At 70.4% G+C, this 18139-nt stretch carries 18 protein-coding genes and 1 riboswitch; of the genes, 7 read left to right on the forward strand and 11 right to left on the reverse strand.

Translation table 11 applies throughout. The annotated features are described in order from the left end of the window. Positions 1 to 14: 14 nt before the first annotated feature. The 4 genes from PZE19_RS23970 to PZE19_RS23985 all read right to left on the reverse strand — a co-directional run bounded on the left by PZE19_RS23970 (position 15) and on the right by PZE19_RS23985 (position 4663). Positions 15 to 1244: an acyltransferase family protein gene (locus PZE19_RS23970; protein WP_277863131.1), complete on the reverse strand. Its 1230-nt coding sequence runs from the start codon at positions 1242 to 1244 to the stop codon at positions 15 to 17. Positions 1245 to 1510: 266 nt separating this feature from the next. Continuing rightward, positions 1511 to 1999, reverse strand: a complete 489-nt coding sequence (locus PZE19_RS23975; RefSeq protein ID WP_277863132.1) for an SRPBCC family protein — start codon at positions 1997 to 1999, stop codon at positions 1511 to 1513. Positions 2000 to 2011: 12 nt separating this feature from the next. Further along, entirely contained in the window at positions 2012 to 2356 is a 345-nt protein-coding gene (locus tag PZE19_RS23980; RefSeq protein ID WP_277863133.1) for an ArsR/SmtB family transcription factor, read from the reverse strand. Positions 2357 to 2569: 213 nt separating this feature from the next. Then, complete coding sequence (locus tag PZE19_RS23985; protein ID WP_277863134.1) at positions 2570 to 4663, reverse strand: sigma-70 family RNA polymerase sigma factor; 2094 nt, start codon at positions 4661 to 4663, stop codon at positions 2570 to 2572. Positions 4664 to 4931: 268 nt separating this feature from the next. On the opposite strand from PZE19_RS23985, the gene budA reads away from it, so the two are divergent. The 3 genes from budA (at position 4932) to PZE19_RS24000 (ending at position 7942) form a co-directional block, all read left to right on the forward strand. Then, entirely contained in the window at positions 4932 to 5759 is an 828-nt protein-coding gene (budA, locus tag PZE19_RS23990) for an acetolactate decarboxylase (protein ID WP_277863135.1), read from the forward strand. 202 nt (positions 5760 to 5961) lie between these two features. After that, positions 5962 to 6633, forward strand: coding sequence for a ribonuclease III (gene rnc, locus PZE19_RS23995; RefSeq protein WP_277863136.1), 672 nt, complete (start codon positions 5962 to 5964; stop codon positions 6631 to 6633). A 10-nt stretch (positions 6634 to 6643) separates the two neighbouring features. After that, positions 6644 to 7942 carry a hypothetical protein gene (locus PZE19_RS24000; protein ID WP_277863137.1) on the forward strand — a complete coding sequence of 433 codons (1299 nt, stop codon included), beginning with the start codon at positions 6644 to 6646 and terminating at the stop codon, positions 7940 to 7942. 31 nt (positions 7943 to 7973) lie between these two features. Here the strand turns inward: PZE19_RS24000 and PZE19_RS24005 are convergent, their stop codons facing one another. The 7 genes from PZE19_RS24005 to PZE19_RS24035 all read right to left on the reverse strand — a co-directional run bounded on the left by PZE19_RS24005 (position 7974) and on the right by PZE19_RS24035 (position 13185). Continuing rightward, on the reverse strand, positions 7974 to 8270 hold the full coding sequence (locus PZE19_RS24005; protein WP_277863138.1) for a hypothetical protein: 297 nt from the start codon (positions 8268 to 8270) through the stop codon (positions 7974 to 7976). A 97-nt stretch (positions 8271 to 8367) separates the two neighbouring features. Next, entirely contained in the window at positions 8368 to 8718 is a 351-nt protein-coding gene (locus tag PZE19_RS24010) for a hypothetical protein (protein ID WP_277863139.1), read from the reverse strand. A 142-nt stretch (positions 8719 to 8860) separates the two neighbouring features. Further along, positions 8861 to 9727 carry an SDR family NAD(P)-dependent oxidoreductase gene (locus PZE19_RS24015; RefSeq protein ID WP_277863140.1) on the reverse strand — a complete coding sequence of 289 codons (867 nt, stop codon included), beginning with the start codon at positions 9725 to 9727 and terminating at the stop codon, positions 8861 to 8863. Positions 9728 to 9799: 72 nt separating this feature from the next. Further along, complete coding sequence (locus tag PZE19_RS24020; RefSeq protein WP_277863141.1) at positions 9800 to 10195, reverse strand: hypothetical protein; 396 nt, start codon at positions 10193 to 10195, stop codon at positions 9800 to 9802. A gap of 200 nt (positions 10196 to 10395) precedes the next feature. Then, positions 10396 to 10899, reverse strand: coding sequence for an SsrA-binding protein SmpB (gene smpB, locus PZE19_RS24025; RefSeq protein ID WP_277863142.1), 504 nt, complete (start codon positions 10897 to 10899; stop codon positions 10396 to 10398). 67 nt (positions 10900 to 10966) lie between these two features. Continuing rightward, positions 10967 to 11983 (reverse strand): 2-amino-4-hydroxy-6-hydroxymethyldihydropteridine diphosphokinase, encoded by a 1017-nt coding sequence (gene folK, locus PZE19_RS24030; RefSeq protein WP_277863143.1) that lies wholly within the window; start codon positions 11981 to 11983, stop codon positions 10967 to 10969. 29 nt (positions 11984 to 12012) lie between these two features. Continuing rightward, positions 12013 to 13185 (reverse strand): LL-diaminopimelate aminotransferase, encoded by a 1173-nt coding sequence (locus tag PZE19_RS24035; RefSeq protein ID WP_277863144.1) that lies wholly within the window; start codon positions 13183 to 13185, stop codon positions 12013 to 12015. Positions 13186 to 13384: 199 nt separating this feature from the next. On the opposite strand from PZE19_RS24035, the gene PZE19_RS24040 reads away from it, so the two are divergent. From PZE19_RS24040 to PZE19_RS24055, 4 genes are all read left to right on the forward strand, one after another. Continuing rightward, positions 13385 to 14908, forward strand: a complete 1524-nt coding sequence (locus PZE19_RS24040) for an alpha/beta fold hydrolase (RefSeq protein ID WP_277863145.1) — start codon at positions 13385 to 13387, stop codon at positions 14906 to 14908. A gap of 73 nt (positions 14909 to 14981) precedes the next feature. Continuing rightward, positions 14982 to 15186: riboswitch (cobalamin riboswitch) on the forward strand. A gap of 123 nt (positions 15187 to 15309) precedes the next feature. Continuing rightward, positions 15310 to 16200, forward strand: a complete 891-nt coding sequence (locus PZE19_RS24045) for a DUF1289 domain-containing protein (protein ID WP_277863146.1) — start codon at positions 15310 to 15312, stop codon at positions 16198 to 16200. Next, positions 16197 to 17192, forward strand: coding sequence for a FecCD family ABC transporter permease (locus tag PZE19_RS24050; RefSeq protein WP_277863147.1), 996 nt, complete (start codon positions 16197 to 16199; stop codon positions 17190 to 17192). The genes PZE19_RS24045 and PZE19_RS24050 overlap by 4 nt, the downstream gene beginning before the upstream one ends. Further along, positions 17189 to 18028, forward strand: coding sequence for an ABC transporter ATP-binding protein (locus PZE19_RS24055; protein WP_277863148.1), 840 nt, complete (start codon positions 17189 to 17191; stop codon positions 18026 to 18028). The genes PZE19_RS24050 and PZE19_RS24055 overlap by 4 nt, the downstream gene beginning before the upstream one ends. Positions 18029 to 18139 lie beyond the last annotated feature (111 nt).

The following is an 18139-nucleotide window of genomic DNA, read 5'->3' on the forward strand; positions in this document are numbered from 1 at the left end:
ATCCCGCGCGCCGTTCAGGTGGCGCGCTCGGGCAGGAGTGACGATTTGAACTCCACGTCGGGAGCGGCTTCGACCCGCCCACCGATCGCCAAACCCTCGAGCGTCGGCGAGGGCCCCGTCCGGGACGGGAACCACCGGTCGCGGAGGCGAAGGGTGGGGATCTCGATCAACCGGCACATCACGATCCCCAGCGCCACCGAGCCGACCAGGTAGAGCGGGACCTGCGTCAAGAAGCTCAACTTGCGAGATGTGAGATGCTCCGCCAGGGGAAACGCCCAATCGATCAGCGGCATGTGCCAGAGGTAGATCGAGTAGGAGTACGCCCCCATGATCCCGAGTGCGACGAGCGCCTTGACGCGGGGTATCTCCGAGAGGAGCACGCCCACGAGGAGGGCCCCGCTGGCCAGATAGAAGATCGTGAACCCGATCGTCCAGATGAACGCGCTCCGCTCCGAGGCCAGCACGAAGGCGGGCAGCAGGCCGAGCGCTCCGCCGAGGATCAGCCGCCGGCGACGGCCGTGGAAGGTCGCCCGAAACCAGTCCTGATGGAAGTGATAGGCATAAGCGATGACGACCCCGAACATGAGCGAGTCGAGCCGCAGATGGGTCGGGAAGACGTGGGTCCGGAACTCGAAATGATCCCTCGCCAGGGCGTTGACGATCCTGAAGATCAGCAGCGTCAGGCCCATGACGGCGGTGACCGCGACCACCGGCTTGAAGGGGTTCGCGGCCCCCTTGCGAAGCCACGCCAACCCGGCCAGGAGCGCCGGGAGCATCAGGTAGAAATGCTCCTCGACGGCGAGCGACCAGGTGTGGTTCCACATGGGCCTGAGGTAGTTCTGCAAAAACAGGAGCTCGGAGCCCAGTTCTCGCCCCGTCGGCGGCCGCCCCCGCACGATCCCGACCAGGGCGGTGGCGGCGATCAGGAGCAGGAACGGCGGGTAGATCTTCCAGCCCCGGCGGACGTAGAACCGGGGCAGGGAGAGCTCGCCCTTCTTCCGGTACTCCGCGAACAGGAGCTCGGAAACCAGGAAGCCGCTCAGGACGAAGAACAGGTCGACGCCCACCCAGCCTCCGCGTCGCCAAACGGCGAAGAACAGACGCGTCGGCAGAGGCAGGTCCGTCGGGACCTTCGGCATGTGCCGCCCCAGCACGAGGATCACCGCGAACGCGCGAAGGATGTCGAGCCCCATGTTGCGACGGCTCGGCGGCGGCATGGACTGGACTTCGCATCGCTCCGACATGGCGACCCTCTGCAAGGACGGACGATTCTTCGAGGATTCATCGTTGGGGCGGCCCGACCCGGCGAGGATCCGAGTCCTTCATGGTTAGCTTCGGCCCCGCGCCGGGACAAGAGGATCTTGCGGCGATCGTTCCGCGGGCGTCACTCGCCTCGCACGAGGTTTCCTCGCGGCCGAACGAAAGGCGAGCCGCCCGGCGAAGGTGACGAGGCCCTTCGCCGGGCGGCTTCGGTCGACGAGAGATGGATCGCGCGACCCCGGGGCTCGGCTCAGACCATAGCGGCTTGGAGGATCTCGTCGAGACGGTCGTAGCCGGCGGCCATGCCATGTTCCATCCCGGAGGCGGCGGCGCCGTCGCGCGCCTCCTTCGACGAGTACAGGAGAGTGATCGTCAGCTCCGTCGTTTCGCCCATATCGGCGAGGTCCAGGGTCGCGAGTTGTTCGGCGCCGGCGGGGCCGCAGCCGAAGTCGAACCGCTCGATGCGGACGCACCGCTCGGGCGGCGTGACTTCATGGTAGACTCCCGACATCGACATCGCGGCCCCGTCCGGCCCGGTCCAGGCCCAGCGGAACGTCCCGCCCACGCGGGCGTCCTCCTCGCAGACCGTCATCTCCCAGCCCGGAGGGCCGGTCACCCAGCGCTTGAGCAGCTCGGGCCGGGACATCGCGTCCCAGACCAGCTCGCGCGGGGCGTTGAACCGGCGGGTGACGACGATCTCGCGGTCGGTCGGGGTCGTGACCTTCAGGGCGTTCCGCATCGGCATGATCCTCTAGGATTTCTCGGGGTTCTTTCGGGCCTTCAACTCGTCCAGGAGCGAGTCGAGGCGGTCGAAATGCGCTTCCCAGATCTTTCGATAGTCTTCGAGCCATTCATTGGCCTCGGCGAGCGGCTCGGCCGCGATCCGGCACGGCCGCTTCTGGGCGTCCTTCCCGCGCGTGATCAGCCCGGCCTTCTCCAAAACCTTGAGGTGCTTGGAGATCGCCGGCTGGCTGAGCTGGAACGGGGAGACCAACTCCGTCACCGTGGCCTCGCCCTGGGCCAGCCGGGCGAGGATCGCCCGACGGGTGGGGTCGGCCAGCGCCGCGAACGTGGCGTCGAGACTCGCTGTCATCATCGGTGGATAACCCTTCGGTTGTATAACCTAAAGGAAATATATCCCGACTATCATCCTTCGTCAACGAGTTTCGGAGAACTCGCACGGGATCGCGTCGAATGGGCCCTCGGCATCGCGTTCGATCGGAACTTCGGGCGACCCGTAACGCGAATCGCCGTCGTCCCGGGGATCCGGCACGACGGCGAAGGGGTGAAAACGGTCTGATCGAGACGATCACGGCGCCTCGTCGGCGGCGTCGAGCTTCTTGAGGAGGCGGTCGAGCTTCTCTTCGACGCGGCGGAGGCGACGATCCGTCTCCGTTTCGGCCTCGCCTCCCGGAGCAGCCCCGGGGCGGCGCATGGAGCCCGAGCCCATCATGCCGCCCATCGCCGAAGCCGCCCCGCCGGCGGGCGGCGGCGGGGCGGCGCTCTGTTCGCCCCAGTTGATGATCTCGCCGCCGGACCGGGTGACCAGGGCGGCGAAGAGCCCGGGGCGGTGCGGGGTGTCGAGCAAGAACTGGGTCGAGCCGTCGACCAGGCCGATCAACGCCCCGCGGGGGTCGTGGCCGTCGAGGGCCCGGACGGAGACGGTGGTCGGCTCCTCCGGCTTCGTCCACTCGATCGGCTGGTCGGCCACGACGAGGAAGACGGTGTTCGAGGTCCCGTCCGTCACGGTTTCGAGCTTCACGCCCAGGTCGTCGGACCGCGCGTCGGCCGACGATCCGCCCCCCGCCGCGGACTCCGCCCCCCTCCCGACCGGACCGACTCCCGCGCCGACCTCGGGGGCCGTTTCGAGTCGTGGAGCGTTCTCGGAAGACCTCGCCCCGCCCGCCTGCGGCCCGGCGGCGCCTCCCATCATCATGCCGGCTCCCATCATCGGGCCGGTCCGCTTCGAGGCGGGTCCGCCTCCCATCATGCCGGGCATCCCCATCCCGGCCCCCATCATCGAGCCGGTCGGCTTCGAGGCGGGTCCGCCTCCCATCATGCCGGGCATCCCCATCCCGGCCCCGCCGCCGTCCATCCTCATCATCATTCCGGGCATCCCCATCGCGGCCCCGCCGCCGTCCATCCTCATCATCCCGCTCCCCATCATGACGCCGTCCGAAGCGTTCGCGTCCGGGCCGAACATCGCACCCGGGGTCGTGAACCCGCGAAACCGGGAGAAGCCCAGGGGCGTGGAGAGGTCAGGCGTCTGGTAGACCTCCGGCATGCGCCGGAGGAGCGTCCGGTTGTGGGGCCCGTCCCAGGGCTCGTCGAGGTGGAATTGCTTGTAGAGGGCCTCCTCGCCGAGATACGGCAGCAGCGCCACGCGCCAGCTCAGCAAGGGCCGGCCGTCGGGGCCGGCGACGGCGGCCGCCGGAAAGGCGTTCCGCGCATCGTGGTGATTGTGCATCGCCAGCAGGATGGCCTTCAGGTTCTGGACCTTGATCTGGGCCACCTCGGGCGTCGCGGGGCGTCCGGGGTCGCCCCCGCCCCCCCCGGCGTCTTGCGTCGGGTCGGAGGTCCAGGCCGTCGCGGAGAGGCCGAGGACGCCCAGGCCGCCGGCCGCGGCCAGCATCAGGAGGAATGGCTTGGAGAACATGGTCGGTGCGACTCCCTGGGTCAGGGCGGCGACGGCCGGCGCGATCGCGGCCCTCGCCGAGACGGCCGCCAGCGTCGCGTGGATCAGGTTCGGGGACACGGGGGACGCGATCGATTCGACGGACGCCAGCGCCGCCGTCGCCGCCGCAGGCGCGATCCCCCGCCGGACGAGACGCCCCCGGAGGGCCTCCTTCGCACGCGAGAGCCGGCTCTTGACCGTGCCGACGGGGCAGTCCAGGCGTCGCGACGCCTCTTGCTCGGACGCCCCGCCGAGCAGGCAGAGCGCCAGGACGTCGCGCTGGCCCGTCGGCAGGCGGGCCAGCTCGGCGTCGAGGACGGGGAGGACGTCGGACCACTCGGCGCGATCCTCCTCGCGAGCGGGGAAGTCGGCGACGAGCGGCTCGGCGCGGCGGCGGTCGGCCCGGACGCGGGCCCTCACGGACACGCGGCGGGCGATGCTGTAGAGCCACGAGGCCAGGCGGTCGGGGTCGCGGAGCTTCCCCCCGTCCCGGGCCAGGACCAGGAAGGTCGCCTGGAAGGCGTCGTCCGCGTCGTGAGGATCGCGCAGGAGCCGGCCGCAGACGCCCCGGACCATCGGCCCGTGGCGGCCCAGGATCGCCTCGAACGCGTCCTCGTCCCTGGCGGACAGGAACCTCCAAAGCAGCTCGCCGTCGGGGGCGAGGTCGACCCCCTGGCGGAAGAGCCGGTCAAGGTCCCGGACGATCAGGCCCTCGTCACGCTTTCTCATCCTCGGCCCCCGTCGATCGATTCGCGTCTGCAGAGGCAGTGTCCGAGATCCGCCGGCGGGTTCCATCGACTTTGCGGAATCCCGGATCGGCGACATTCGAATCATCGCCGGTCGTCCGAGCGCGGTCGAGGAGCCAGGCACGCTCGCGGGCGTTCTGCGCGTCCTCGAACGAGCCTCTCGGCAACTTCGCGGGCCGGAGCTTATTCTGGATCGGGCGGCGCGGCGGCTCGCGGTTCGCTCATCTTCGTCGAGACCGAGTCATCCGATCATGCGATATCCGCGTTTTCTTGCGACGTGCCTGGTCCTCGGCCTTGCGGCCTCGTGCGCCCCTCCCGTGCCGGCGCCCTCGGGGAATCCCGACCGGATCACGCAGGCGTCGGTGATCAACGCCCTCATGATCGGCCGGTACGACGGGGTGAACACGATCGCCGAGATGCTGGAGCACGGCGACTTCGGGCTCGGCACGCTGGACCACCTCGACGGCGAGCTGATCATCCTGGACGGCCGGGCCTATCAGGTCCGGGGCGACGGGGCCGTGGTCCCGGTCGGCCCCGAATGGACGACGCCGTTCGCGGTCGTCACCCCCTTCGACGAGGACGGCTCGTTCGCATGCCCGCAGGTCGCCGGCCTCACCGCCCTGGAATCCCGACTGGACGAGGCGCTGCCGCAGAGGAACTCGTTCGTCGCGGTCCGGATCGAGGGCCGTTTCGCCTCGCTCAAGCTGCGGAGCGTCCATCGCCAGGAGCCGCCCTACCGGCCGCTGGGGGAGGTGGCCGAGAGCCAGTCGGTCTGGACCCGCGAGGGCCTCTCGGGGACGGTCCTGGGCATCCGCAGCCCGGCCTGGGTCGGCGGGCTGACCGTGCCCGGCTGGCACTGGCACTTCCTGTCGGACGACCGCAAGGTCGGCGGCCACGTCCTCGACGCCCGCCCCACCGAAGGCCGCGTGCGATACGACCTCTGCCACGACTGGGAGGTGCTCCTCCCACGCTCCCGGGAGTTCGACCAGGCCGACCTGACGCCGAACTTGAGCCGCGAGCTGAAGCGGGTGGAGAGCGCCCGCGATCCCGCCCCGCCGCGCGGTCCCGAAGGCCGGTGATCCGCCCGGGCCGTCCCGGGTCGGCGGGCGGGGCGGTCAGCCGGTTGACAAGGGGGATCCCGAGAGCTAGCCTGGTTTTCGACCTCGCGTCGGATATCGTCGGGTCGTCGCCGCGCAATTCCCGCTTGGAACCCCAATCATCGCCGCGCCAAACTCCACGACCCACCGGGACGAGGCCCGCCTGCTCGCCGAGTGTCAGGCCGTGCTCGGTTACGAGTTCCGGGACGCCGACCTGCTCCGCGAGGCGCTCACGCACGCCTCGGGGGCCAACCACCGCCTGGCCTCGAACGAGCGCCTGGAGTTCCTGGGCGACGCCATCCTGGGCGCGGTCGTCTGCGAGATGCTCTTCCGCCAGTTCCCCGACTACCAGGAGGGGGACCTGACCCGGATCAAGTCGATCGTGGTCTCGCGGCGGACCTGCGCGCGGATCTCGGAATCGCTCTCGCTCGACCTGTACCTGTTCCTGGGCAAGGGGATGGGCGCGGGCGACCAGACGCCCCCCTCGGTCCTGGCCGACGTCTTCGAGAGCCTGATCGGGGCCATCTTCCTCGACGGCGGGATGTCCGCGGCGGCGCAGTTCATCGTCCGCTACATGGGCCCCGAGATCGAGTCCGCCGACGAGGGCCAGAACGGCCTCAACTACAAGAGCAACCTCCAGCAGGCCGCCCAGCGCGACTTCGGCGAGACGCCGACCTACCTCCTCCTCGACGAGAAGGGGCCGGACCACTCCAAATGCTTCAAGATCTCGGCCCAGATCGGCGGCACCCGGTACGCCCCGGCGTGGGGCCGGAACAAGAAGGACGCCGAGCAACGCGCGGCCCTGAACGCCCTCTGCCAGCTCTCGGGCTCCCCCATCCCCTACGAGTCGGATTGACGAGGTCGCCGTGAATGGTCCGCTCGTCACCGACCTGGGATTGGCGCCGATCGTCTGGCTCTTCCTGGCGCTGCTGGGGTGCGCCACGCTCTTCTTCAAGTTCAGCCGGATCTGGAGCGTCCGCAACCTCGACCTGCTGCTCCTCTTCGCGCTCGTGCCGGGGATGATGATGTTCGTGGGGCGGCACGACCAGGCCCCCTGGATCGCCTACATCGTGCTCTTCCTGGGCACGGCCGCCTGGCTGGCCCGGTTCCTGGTCGACCTGGGCTTCTCGCGACGGCCGCTGCTCGAACCGAACCTGAACGCGTCGGGCCTGCTGACGCTCTCGATCGGAGTCCTCGGCCTGCTGCTCGTCGAGACCGTGAGCCTCCCCGTCGGCGAGGGCGCCGCGCGGAACCCGGCCGAACCGTCCGGCCGCGAGGATGTCAACGCCCGGCCCCCCGCGTCGGCCGACGAGCCGGAGGAGAAAGGGACGGTCCAGCAGGTCCTCGACATCGCCCCCCTCCCCTCGTCGCTCAGGCAGGAGCGGCCGCAGGTGATCGTGGCGCGGGTGCTGGCGGTCCTGGCCCACCTGGGGCTGGTCTCGGGGCTCTGGCTGATCGGCTGGAAGCATTTCGAGCGGTCGATCACGGGGCTGTCGATGGCCTCGTGCTATTTGCTGCTGCCCTACACGCGGATGGCCCTGGTGGACAGCGGCCAGCTGATCCCCGCGGCGTTGATCATCTATGCGGTCTTCTGGTACGCGCGGCCGGCGATCGCCGGCTTGCTGATCGGCCTGGCGGCGGGCTGGATCCCGGCCTGCCTGGGCCTGATCGCGCTCTGGACGGGGTTCTACCGGGGACGGTCGCGGGTGGTCTACCTCGCGGTGGCGACCTCGGTCGCGATCGTCTGCGCCCTGCTGGGCTCGGCCGGGCTGGGCGTGTCGGAATGGGCCCGGGCGCTGGGGGCGCGGAGCATCGCCGAGGTCGGCCTGCTGCCGCAGTTCGAGCCCCGGCCCAACGGCAGCAGCTTCTGGGGAGGCATGAACTCCAGCTTCCGGCTGCCGGTCCTGATCGGCTACCTGGCGATGGTCATGATCTTCAGCTTCTGGCCGGCGCGCAAGGACCTCTCGCAGCTCATCACGCTCTCGGCGGCCTTGCTGGCGGCAAGCCAGTTCTGGTACCTCGACAAGGGGGGGACGCTCGTCCTGCTCTACCTGCCGCTGGCGCTCCTGGTCATGTTCCGGCCCACGATGAACGCCCGCCGCCTCCGCGCCGGGGCGTTCGCGCGCAACGGCGCCGCGACGGCCGCGGCGAACCAGGCGTCCTGACGCGTCGGAAGCGAAGCCCCGCGGCGCAGGGTCAAGATTCGTCGTCGGCCCCCAGGTCCCAGCCATCCTCGACGAACACCCGCTCGACGGCCTCGAACAGATCAGGCGGGTCGTGCAGGATCGCCATGTCGAACGTTGCGAACACCACGGCCTCGTCCTCGACCGTTAGGTCGAGGTAGGACTCGAATCCCTCGAAGGCCACGCGACGGCCCCACTCATCGGCCTCCTCGCAGCAGGGATACCCCGCCGCGGTCAGGAGCCCGACGAGGTCGGCGACCGTGCGGTCCGAGGCTTCAGCCGACCGGGAGTAATAAGCCTCGGTACCCATTTGGAGATCAACTCCCGACGACCTGTACTTTCCGGGATTTCCTTGGCCAGGGGGGGGTGCGTCCAGCCTGGCCGCTTTGTTCGTCGCGCGTCGGACGTCAGGGTGAGTCCGAGTCGGCGTCGAGATCGATCACCTCGCGAGCCCAGCAGGTGACGGTGCCGCGAGTCGCCTCGAAGTCGGCCACTCGGAGGTTAATCCCTTCGAGTTGTCGACGGCTGACGTCCAGGATGCGCATGCCTCCGGTCGGTTGCGGGAAACAGCCTTTCTCGACCGCGAAGTCCTGCGGCCCGAGGAAGCGCAACCGGCGGACGACGTCGCCCCGGCCCAACTTCATATCGATGTAGGAGGCGGACCATTCCCCCGGATCGTTGTGATAGCAAAGGGAGACGATCTCGTACTCCCACGGCCGCTCGACGATGGCATGGTCCGGGTCTCCGTCGTACGGCATGCTGCCGGTCTCCGTCATCCCTGGATGAGTGGGGGGAGTCGACGAGGGCCAGCCCGAGGAGGACGATGGCGTTTGCCGCGTCGGGCTGTCGACATCTGTCTCAGAGAGGACAGGACGACGGAGCCCCGGGTCGAATGACGATTCAGGAGACCTGGCCGACCTGCTTCTTCGGCTTGGGCTTGCGAAGGACGGGCGAGTCGGGGAACTTGCGGAGGATCCAGCGCGAGAGCCCCCAGTCGACGAACCAGGGCGCGATCCGGTTGGCCAAAACCAGCATCCGGCCCTTGCCCGAGAGGGTGATCTCGCGCTTCTTCTTCTCGACCGCCCGCAGCGCGGCGGCCGCGACGAACTCGGGGGACGCGGTCCGCCAGTCGGCGACGGACACCCGCGCGGTCTTCGCCACGGCGTTCTCGTCGAACGGGGTCGCGGTGAAGCCGGGGTTCACCTGCAGGACGTGGATCCCGTACCGCCGCCACTCGATCCGGATCGACTCGACGAATCCCGAGACCGCGAACTTGCTGGCGCTGTACTCGACCCGCCCGGGGAGCCCCCGGCGGGCGTTGATCGAGCCCATCACCAGCATCACCGGGTCGACGCCCTCGCCCAGGAGCGGCAGGGCCGCGCGGCAGACCTCGGCCATCGCGAAGAAGTTGATCTCGAAGACCCGGCGCAGCACCCAGGCCTCGTGGGTGTCGAACTGCCCCGTGGCGCCGACGCCGGCGTTGTTGACGACCAGGTCCAGCGCGCCGAACCGCTTGCGGACGGCGTCGAAGAGGCGGTTGCGGTCGGCCTCGACCGTCAGGTCGGCGGCGACGACGGCCACGCGATCGGGATCGGCCCCGGCCGCGATCAGCCCTCGGGCCGTCTCGTCGAGCCTGGCGAGGGAGCGGCCGGTCAGGACGACGCTGGCGCCGCGGCGGACGAGATCCTCGGCGACGGCCCGCCCCAGCCCCGAGGACGCGCCCGTGACGAGCGCGCGAGTGTCTTTCCAAGATCGAACTTGGCCCATGTCGGTCTAACCCGGATGACTTCGAGTGGTCGATCAGGAGGTCGGTCCGGGTATTCTATCAGGGGAGGCAAATCATTTGACAGTCGTGTTCACCGCACCCTCGATCTGGGTGAAGGTGGGGACGTCTTCGGGATTGGTGCTGCGCCAGCCGTAGCGAGAACTGGAGCCGGAGCGCTGGGGCTCGCTGACGACGACTCGAGGCTTGCTTCGGCCGTCGTCGATGACGGTGGAGCGCGAGCCGACGACGGTGGCGCCGTCGATCGAGTCGGGGACCTCGCAGACCGGCCCGACGGTGACGTTGCTGGGCACGACGGCCCCGGTCCCGGGCGGGCACGGGCTCATCGCCGAGGCGCCGTTGTAATAGTAATGGTGCTGGTGGCAGCCCCCAAAGCAGCAGCAGAAGCCGCCGATCAGCAGGGCCGCCAGTCTCCTGCGCCCCTCCCGGAGCGGCGTGCGGGCGTTCCTCATGGCGAATCTCCCAACGAACCGATCCATCCGGAGAGCCGCGCGAGTCGAAGATGTGGATGCAGCGATGGGGCCCCTGGCCGACCTCCTGTCGGCACTGGTCATGCCGGACTTTATCGAAACCCGGGCGATCGGCCAACGGCAGTTTGCGCGGCGCTGCGCGACCCTGCGGGCGAAGCGGGGCGGGGCGGATCCGGTCCGGCTCAGTCGCGGCGTCGGGTGGCGCGGTCGATGTCGCGCTTGGCTTCCTGCTTCTTGAGGGCCTCGCGCTTGTCGTAGGTCTTGCGGCCCTTGGCGACCGAGATCTCGACCTTGGCCATGCCCTTCTTGAAATAGATCATGAGCGGCACGAGGGTGATGCCGCGCTCGTGGGTGCGGCCGGCGAGCTTCTCGATCTCCTTGCGATGCAAGAGCAGCTTGCGGGGCCGCTTGGGGACGTGGTTCATGCGGTTGGCTTGCAGGTACTCGGGGATGTCGCAGCCGTTGAGCCAGATCTCGTCCCGGTTCACCTCGGCGTAGGCCTCGTCGAGGCTCGCCTTGCCGTTGCGCAGGCTCTTGACCTCGGTGCCGGTCAGGACGATGCCGGCCTCGACCTTCTCGATCAGGTCGTAATCGAACCGCGCGCGGCGGTTGCGGGCGACGATCTTGATGCCGTCCGAATCGTCCTTGCCCTTGGAGGCCGATTTCCCCGCGTCTTTCTTGGCCATGGTCTCGACGGAGCCCCGTTTGAGTTGGCTTTCGGTTCGTTCGGGCCGCGTCGCGCGCGACGTCCGCTCAGGCCCGGGTCGCGTGGCAGGCGACGACGGCCTCGGCGACGATCGCGGCCGGGTCGCTCGACTCGGGGACCAGGACGGGCCTCGGGAAGCCCCCGTCTCGGATCGCCGCGGCCTCGCGGCCGATCAGCACGACGAAAGTCGGGGTCAGGGCCCGGTCGACGGCGGCCGCGGCGGCGCGCTCGTAGGTGAACAGGTTCCAGACGCCTTTCCAGCGGCCCTCGTCGACGGCCGGCTCGCTCGCCTCCATGCTGGCGGCGCGGCGCAGCTCCAGGTCGAGCGCGAAGTCGGCGGCGAGCCAGCGATCGCCCAGGCCGCTCTGCCGCCACTTCGACTCGGGCATCCGGTGGGCCGCCGCCCGGACCTCGGCGAAGAGCCGGTCGCGCGGGTGCGCCGGGAACCCCGACGGCGGATCGCCTTTCAGGGCGTCCCGCCGCAGCGACTCGGCCCCGAGCGCCTGGACGATCCTGGAATGCACTTCCGAGGCCAACTCGACCGCCCCGGCGTCGTCCGGGTTCGCTGCGGCCACGGCGATCAGGCTTGGCCGGCGGTCGAGGCTCGCGAGCAGCTCGTTGACGGTCATGTTCGTGAGCGGGTCGAGCGACCAGGGGGCGATCTCGACCGCGGGCACCAGCGCGAACCGCCGGAAGGGCAGCCGGGGGTGGGGCACGGTGATCTGGGGCGTGCGGCGCACTTCCTGGCCGTAGAGCAGCAGGTCGAGGTCGAGCGTCCGCGCCCCCCAGCGCTCGTCGCGGACGCGGCCCAGGCGGGCCTCGACCTCGTGGAGCCGCTCCAGCAGGCTCAGCGGGTCGAGGACCGGCTCGGTCAGCAGGGCCGCGTTGAGGAACGGGGCCTGGCCGGGGGGGCCGCCGACGGGCGTCGTCTCGTAGTAGCGGCTGACCGTCCAGACGTGGACGTGGGGGGTGGCCCTGAGGATCTCGACCGCCTCGTCGAGGATCGCCTCGCGATCCCCCTGGTTGCTCCCCATCCCGATGATCGCCAGCGAGCCCTCGCTCATTCCGTCCTCGATTCGCGAGCCGCCGCGGTTTACAGGGAGAGCTTGCCGATGCGGTCGACGGCCTCCAGCAGCCGCGGAGTCTCGACCGTCAGGGCGACCCGGATGTAGCCGTCGGCGGTGCGGCCGAAGCCGAGGCCGGGCGTGGTCACCACGTCGGCCTCATCCAGCAGCCGGGCGCAGAGGTCGCTCGACGTGTAGCCCTTCGGGCAGGGGATCCAGACGTAGAACGTGGCCTCCGGCGAGGGGACGTCCCAGCCCAGCTTCCGCATGGCCCCGACGAAGGCGTCGCGACGCTCCTTGTACAGGGCCCGGATCGGCGGCGTCAGCTCGTCGTAGCGGTCGAGGGCCGTCTTGGCGGCGAACTGGATCGCCGTGAAGATGCCCGAGTCGCAGTTGGCCTTCACCTGCTTCAAGGCCGCGATGATCGGCTCGCCGCCGATCGCGAAGCCCACGCGCCAGCCGGTCATGTTGAACGTCTTCGAGAGGCTGTGGAACTCGATCGCCACGTCCTTCGCGCCCGGGACCTGGAGGATGCTGGGCGCGGGCTGGTCGAAGTACATCTCGTTGTAGGCGGCGTCCTGGGCGATGGTGAAGTTGTGCGCCTTCGCCAGCTCGACGACCTTGCGGAAGTACGGCAGGTCGGCCGTGCCGCCGGTCGGGTTGTTGGGGAAGTTCAGGAACATCAGCCGGGCGAGGGCGTAGACGTCGGCCGGGATCGCGTCGAGGTCGGGGCGGAAGCCCAGCGACCGCTCCAGCGGCATCGTGTAGACGTCGGCCCCGGCGAACTGGCTGGCCGAGCGGTAGACCGGGTAGCACGGGTCGGGGACCAGGCTGATCTCCGCCGGGTTCAGCACCGCCAGCGGGAAGTGGGCCAGCCCCTCCTTCGAGCCGATCAGCGGCAGGATCTCGGTCTCGGGGTCCAGATCCAGCCCGTAGCGCGTCTGGCAGAACGCGGCGATCGACTTGCGAAGCTCGGGAGAGCCCTGGTCGAGGGCGTACTGGTGGAACGCCGGGTTCTCGACGTTCTTCTGGAGGCTCTCGACGACCGGCCGCGGCGTGGGCCGGTCGGGGTCGCCGACGCCCAGGTTGATGACGTCGCGGCCCGCGGCGATGGCGGCTTTCTTCTTCTTGTCGATCTCGGCGAACAGGTACGGCGGGAGCTTCTGGAGCCGCTGAGACTTCACGAATGGGGGGGTCGCCATCGCACCAACCTCGAAATCATCACCAGGGGATCATGCGGCCCCCCAGTGTATCCCCCGCCGCGCGATCCAACAACGGGCCCGTCGCTCGCGATCGGACGACGAGTCCCGACCGCCGCGGCGACCTTGTGACCCGATGGTGATGGTCGCATACCCTTGATGTCCGGCCCGATACGTCCAATCCCCGAGCGAGAGGCCCATCATGCACCAATCCTCCCGACGGCGTCTGCAACTCGGCCTGGCCGCGGTCCTGATCGCGACGTTTGGGTCTCACGCCGCGATGGCCGCCGACGGCGCGCCGTTCGAGGGCGAGAAGTCGACGTGGCACGACGGCTTCGACCGGTATGACTACGTGATGGACGAGCAGACCTTCGCCGTCACGCCCTTCCAACGCGACGCCGACGAGCGATACGGCGTGAAGGGGCCGGCGAAGGGCCGGCGGCGGTGCATCGTGGTCGTTCCGAAGACGCCCGCGCCGGGGAATCCCTGGTCGTGGCAAGCTTGCTACTGGGATCACGAGCCGCAGACCGAGGTCGAACTGCTCCGCCGCGGGTTCCACGTCGCCTTCGTCACGCCCGAGCCGGACAAGTGCTGGGACGCCTGGTACGCCTGGCTGACGGAAAAGCACGGGCTGTCGAAGAAGCCCGCGTTCATCGGCATGAGTCGGGGCGGGGTCAACGAGTACGACTGGGCCACCGCCAATCCCGACAAGGTCTCGTGCATCTACGCCGACAACCCGGCGATCCGGCCGTCGGCGTTCGCGAAGCTCGACGAGCTGGCGAGGCGCGACGTGCCCTTGCTCAACATCTGCGGAAGCCTCGATTTCCTGCTGGAACGCCACACCCTGCCGATCGAGAACCGCTACCGCGAGCTGGGCGGGCGGGTCACCGTCATGATCAAGGAGGGCGCGGCGCACCATCCCCACAGCCTGCGCAACCCGAAGCCGATCGCCGACTGGCTCGTCGAGCACGTCCGGCCTGACGTCGTCGCCAGGCCCGACTTCCTCGACGCGAGCTGGGCGAAGACTTACTTCTACGGTAGGGAGAGCGTCTACCAGCACCTCAAGGAGGAGGACACCTACGCCACCTGCCGCGGCCCCGGATTCGTCGATTGCTACGAGAGGTACGACGCACCGGCTCCGGGTCCTTGGGGCCTGACCGGCCTGACGATCATCGCCCCCAAGACGCCCGCGGCGGGCAGGCCCTGGGTCTTCCGGGCCGATCGCTTCAACGGCGAAGTCGGGGCGGTGGATCTGGCGTTGCTCGCGAAGGGCTATCACATCGCGGCCCCTCCGCTCCTCGCCCAGGCCGGGCCGCTGCGCGAGGAGTGGGACGCCGTCTACAAGCGGATGATCGACCACGGCTTCGCCCGCAAGGCCGTGCTGGAAGGCGCAGGGACGTCGGCCGGCGAGGCCTACGCGTGGGCCGTCGAGAACCCCGACAAGGTCGCTTGCCTCTACGCCGAAAACCCCGCACTGCGCAGCCTGATGGCGAAGACGCCGCCGATCGATCGCCTCGACGTCCTGGCCAGGGCCGGCGTCCCCCTGATCCACGTCTGCGGAGCCCTCGATCCCTGGCTGGAGGGCGAGACCCGGGTCGTCGAGAGGCGATACAAGGAACTCGGCGGGACCATCACCGTCGTCGTAAAGGAAGGCGAGGGCCACTTCCCCCTCGGCCCGAAAGCCCCCGAAGCGATCGTCTCGCTGATCACCCGAACCGCGAATTGACGAAGGGCCCGGGGAGTCGCGGCGGCCGCATCGCCGCCTTCCTCTTTGCAAATCCGTCGGCCGGGAGTCTAATGAAATCGTCCGCCTGACGGGTGCTCCCGTCTCCGATCGCCGGGGACGGGGGAGAATAGGGAAGCCGGTGAAACTCCGGCGCGGGGCCGCCGCTGTGATCGGCCAGGCCCCGGACGTCGCGCCACTGCCGCAGCTTGCGGCGGGAAGGCCGTCCGGGACCGTGACGAGCCGAGAGCCAGAAGACCTGCCCGTCGGGACGCCGATCGACGAACCGGCCGAAGAGGCCGTCATCAAAGCCCACTGCCCGGCCCGGCGGAAAGGTCTGCCTCGATGTCCCCTGCCCCGAACCGTCCCCGCCGCCCGCACGGCGCAGCCGGGGGGTCGCGTCCGTGACGACGAGCCCCTGCCTCGGATTCTGCCGGCTCGACGCCTCGTCGAGCCAATGCCTGGGCTGCGCCCGCACCGCGGACGAGATCACCGCCTGGCGCGACGCCCCCCCCGCGTTCCTCGAACGGGTCTGGTCCGAACTGCCGGCGCGTCGCGAGCGCCTGGGCGTCGGCCTCCACCGCCTGAAGTGGACGCGCGACGGCCTGGTCGACTTCATCGCCGGCACCCTGCGGGCGGGCGGCGGCGCCTGGGCCTTCGGCAACTTCGGCGGGGCCTCGGAGTTCCGGGTCGATCCAGGCGAGGACTGCACGCGCGAGCTGATCGGCCCGTCGCGGGTCGTCGCGCGGACGGCCCGCGCCGCGATCCGATTCGACGTGCCCGAGCCGATCCGCGTCCTGTCGCGGGCGCGTCCCGGCGCCGAGCCGAGGCGTGGGCCGCTCGTGCTGGCGGTCCCTCGGGGCCGATCCCGCCCCGGCGCGAGGCCGGGCCTGGCGGCGTTCGGGCCCGACCGCGACGCGATCGACGGCCGCGACCGCGACGCCCGGCTCTACGACCTGGGGCTCCCCGCCCGCGGGGCCGCCTTCTGCCTGCGCACCGACGACCCCGGCCTGATCCGCAGGCTGGACGACTGCCTGGGGCTGGAGTGGCCCGACCTCTTCTCGAACCTCGGCCGGCGGATCGTCGAGGCGTCGCCGGCGCGGGTCGTGCTCGGCCCCATCGGCCGCGTCGAGGCCTTCGCGCCCATCGCCGCGATAGACGACCGGGAGCCCTTGGCGCCGATCCAGCTCGCGGGCGGGCGGGACGTGCCGAACGGGCTCGAGTCGCTCGACGCCCTCGCGCCCTGCGCCTTCTACTTCCCCGACGAGGCCGCGTCCGGGAGCCCCTCGCCGTGAGCGACCGCATCGTCCGCGTGCTGATCCTGCTGGCGCTCCTGACCGCCGTGGGCCTCGCCAGCCTGGCGGTCGGCTCGGTGCGGCTCTCGCCGGCGCAGATCGTCGCCGCGTTGTCCGATCGGGGCCCGTCGCGCGACGTCGCCACGACGATCGTCTGGGACCTGCGGCTGCCGCGGGTGATCCTGGGCAGCCTCGTCGGCCTGGCGCTAGGGGCGGCGGGGGCGGCGTATCAGGGGCTCTTCCGCAACCCGCTGGCCGATCCCTACGTCATCGGCGCGTCGACCGGGTCGGCGCTGGGGGCGACCATTGTGATCGTGACGGCCGGACAGGCCGGGGGCATGGGCTTCGGCGCCGTGCCGCTGGGGGGCTTCCTGGGGGCCATGGCCGCGGCGGGGCTGGTCTACATGTCGACCGCCTGGTGGGGCCCCGCGCCGATCGTCTCGCTGCTGCTGGCGGGCTCGGCGGTGAGCAGCTTCCTGGGGGCGATGGTCTGGCTCCTGATGGTGCTGCACGACGAGGAGCTGGCCCGGATCGTCTCGTGGCTGATGGGGAGCCTGGCGGGTCGCGGTTGGCCGGCCCTGATCGGCGGCGGGCCGTACATCGCGATCGGCTTCCTGGGGCTCTGCATCCTGTCGCGGCCGCTGGACGCGCTCTCGCTGGGCGAGCAGCCCGCGCGGGCGCTGGGGCTGCCGCTGAAGCCGATCAGCGGCCTGATCGTCGCGGCGGCGAGCCTGGCGACGGCCGCCGCGGTGGCGGTCGCGGGCGTCATCGGCTTCGTCGGCCTGATCGCACCCCACCTGGCGCGGGGCTTCGTGGGGGCTCGACACCGCTACCTGATCCCCGCCTCCGGCCTCGTCGGCGCGATCCTCCTCGTGCTGGCCGACGACCTGGCGCGCACCGTGGCCGACCCGATCGAGCTCCCCGTGGGCGTGCTCACGGCCATCCTGGGCGGGCCGTTCTTCCTCGTCGTGCTGAGGAGGTCCGTGCGATGACCGCCGGCCGACCTCCCCTGCCCCGGCTCCGGGTCCAAGGGCTTGCCTGCGGCTACGGCCGAGGCCGGCCCGACGTCCTCACCGGCGTCGAATTGGACGTCGAGGCCGGCAGCATCCTGGCGCTGCTGGGGCCCAACGGATCGGGCAAGACGACGCTGCTGCGGACGCTCGCCCGACTGCTGCCGCCGCGCGCCGGATCGATCACGGTCGACGGCGAGGACGCCTGGAAGCGCGGCCGCGCGTGGTCGCACCGGCGGGTCGCGATCGCGCTGCAGGACGAACCGCAAGGCTCGCGTCTCACGATCGACGAGGTCGTCCGCCTGGGCCGCGCCGCGCATCGGGGGTGGTGGCTGCCGATGACCGACGAGGACGGCGCGGTCGTCGAGCGAGTGCTGGAGCGGACCCGCCTGGCCCCGATCCGCGACCGGACCGTCGACGCCCTGTCGGCCGGCGAGTGGCAGCGCGTGGTGCTGGCCCAGGCGATGGCGCAGGAGCCTCGCGTCCTCCTGCTCGACGAGCCCACCGCGCACCTGGACTGGCATTATCAGTTCGAGATCCTCGAACTCGTCGACCACCTGGCGCGCGACGAGGGCCTGGCGGTCGTGCTCAGCCTGCACGACCTGAACCAGGCGTCGACCTGGGCCGACCGCATCGCCCTGCTCGCCGAAGGCGCCCTGCTCTGCGTGGGCTCGCCCGAGGAGGTCCTGACGGCCGACCTCCTCGCCCGCGCCTACCGCTGCCCGGTCCTGGTCGACCGCCACCCCCTCACGGGCGCCCCGATGGTCCTCCCCCCGCCCCGTTCCCGTCGCGGGGCCGAAGAAACGAGGAAGCCATGAGCGACTCAACCGTGACCCTCAAGTCCTTCCGCCCTCGCCAGGGAGGGTGGCCCGCGGGGCCGAATGAGGGAGATCTCGCAGGCTCACGCTCGCGCCTCGCTCTTCGGCCGA

The organism is Paludisphaera mucosa (assembly GCF_029589435.1).
GTDB classification, from domain to species: Bacteria; Planctomycetota; Planctomycetia; order Isosphaerales; family Isosphaeraceae; genus Paludisphaera; species Paludisphaera mucosa.

Coding starts and splice junctions, on each gene's coding strand:
- PZE19_RS23985 (WP_277863134.1), bottom strand. CDS start 4,663: ATGAGAAAGCGTGACGAGGGCCTGATCGTCCGGGACCTTGACCGGCTC.
- PZE19_RS24035 (WP_277863144.1), bottom strand. CDS start 13,185: ATGGCGACCCCCCCATTCGTGAAGTCTCAGCGGCTCCAGAAGCTCCCG.
- PZE19_RS24020 (WP_277863141.1), bottom strand. CDS start 10,195: ATGAGGAACGCCCGCACGCCGCTCCGGGAGGGGCGCAGGAGACTGGCG.
- PZE19_RS24040 (WP_277863145.1), top strand. CDS start 13,385: ATGCACCAATCCTCCCGACGGCGTCTGCAACTCGGCCTGGCCGCGGTC.
- PZE19_RS24055 (WP_277863148.1), top strand. CDS start 17,189: ATGACCGCCGGCCGACCTCCCCTGCCCCGGCTCCGGGTCCAAGGGCTT.
- budA (WP_277863135.1), top strand. CDS start 4,932: ATGCGATATCCGCGTTTTCTTGCGACGTGCCTGGTCCTCGGCCTTGCG.
- PZE19_RS24005 (WP_277863138.1), bottom strand. CDS start 8,270: ATGGGTACCGAGGCTTATTACTCCCGGTCGGCTGAAGCCTCGGACCGC.
- PZE19_RS24015 (WP_277863140.1), bottom strand. CDS start 9,727: ATGGGCCAAGTTCGATCTTGGAAAGACACTCGCGCGCTCGTCACGGGC.
- PZE19_RS23980 (WP_277863133.1), bottom strand. CDS start 2,356: ATGATGACAGCGAGTCTCGACGCCACGTTCGCGGCGCTGGCCGACCCC.
- smpB (WP_277863142.1), bottom strand. CDS start 10,899: ATGGCCAAGAAAGACGCGGGGAAATCGGCCTCCAAGGGCAAGGACGAT.
- PZE19_RS23975 (WP_277863132.1), bottom strand. CDS start 1,999: ATGCGGAACGCCCTGAAGGTCACGACCCCGACCGACCGCGAGATCGTC.
- folK (WP_277863143.1), bottom strand. CDS start 11,983: ATGAGCGAGGGCTCGCTGGCGATCATCGGGATGGGGAGCAACCAGGGG.
- PZE19_RS24010 (WP_277863139.1), bottom strand. CDS start 8,718: ATGCCGTACGACGGAGACCCGGACCATGCCATCGTCGAGCGGCCGTGG.
- PZE19_RS23970 (WP_277863131.1), bottom strand. CDS start 1,244: ATGTCGGAGCGATGCGAAGTCCAGTCCATGCCGCCGCCGAGCCGTCGC.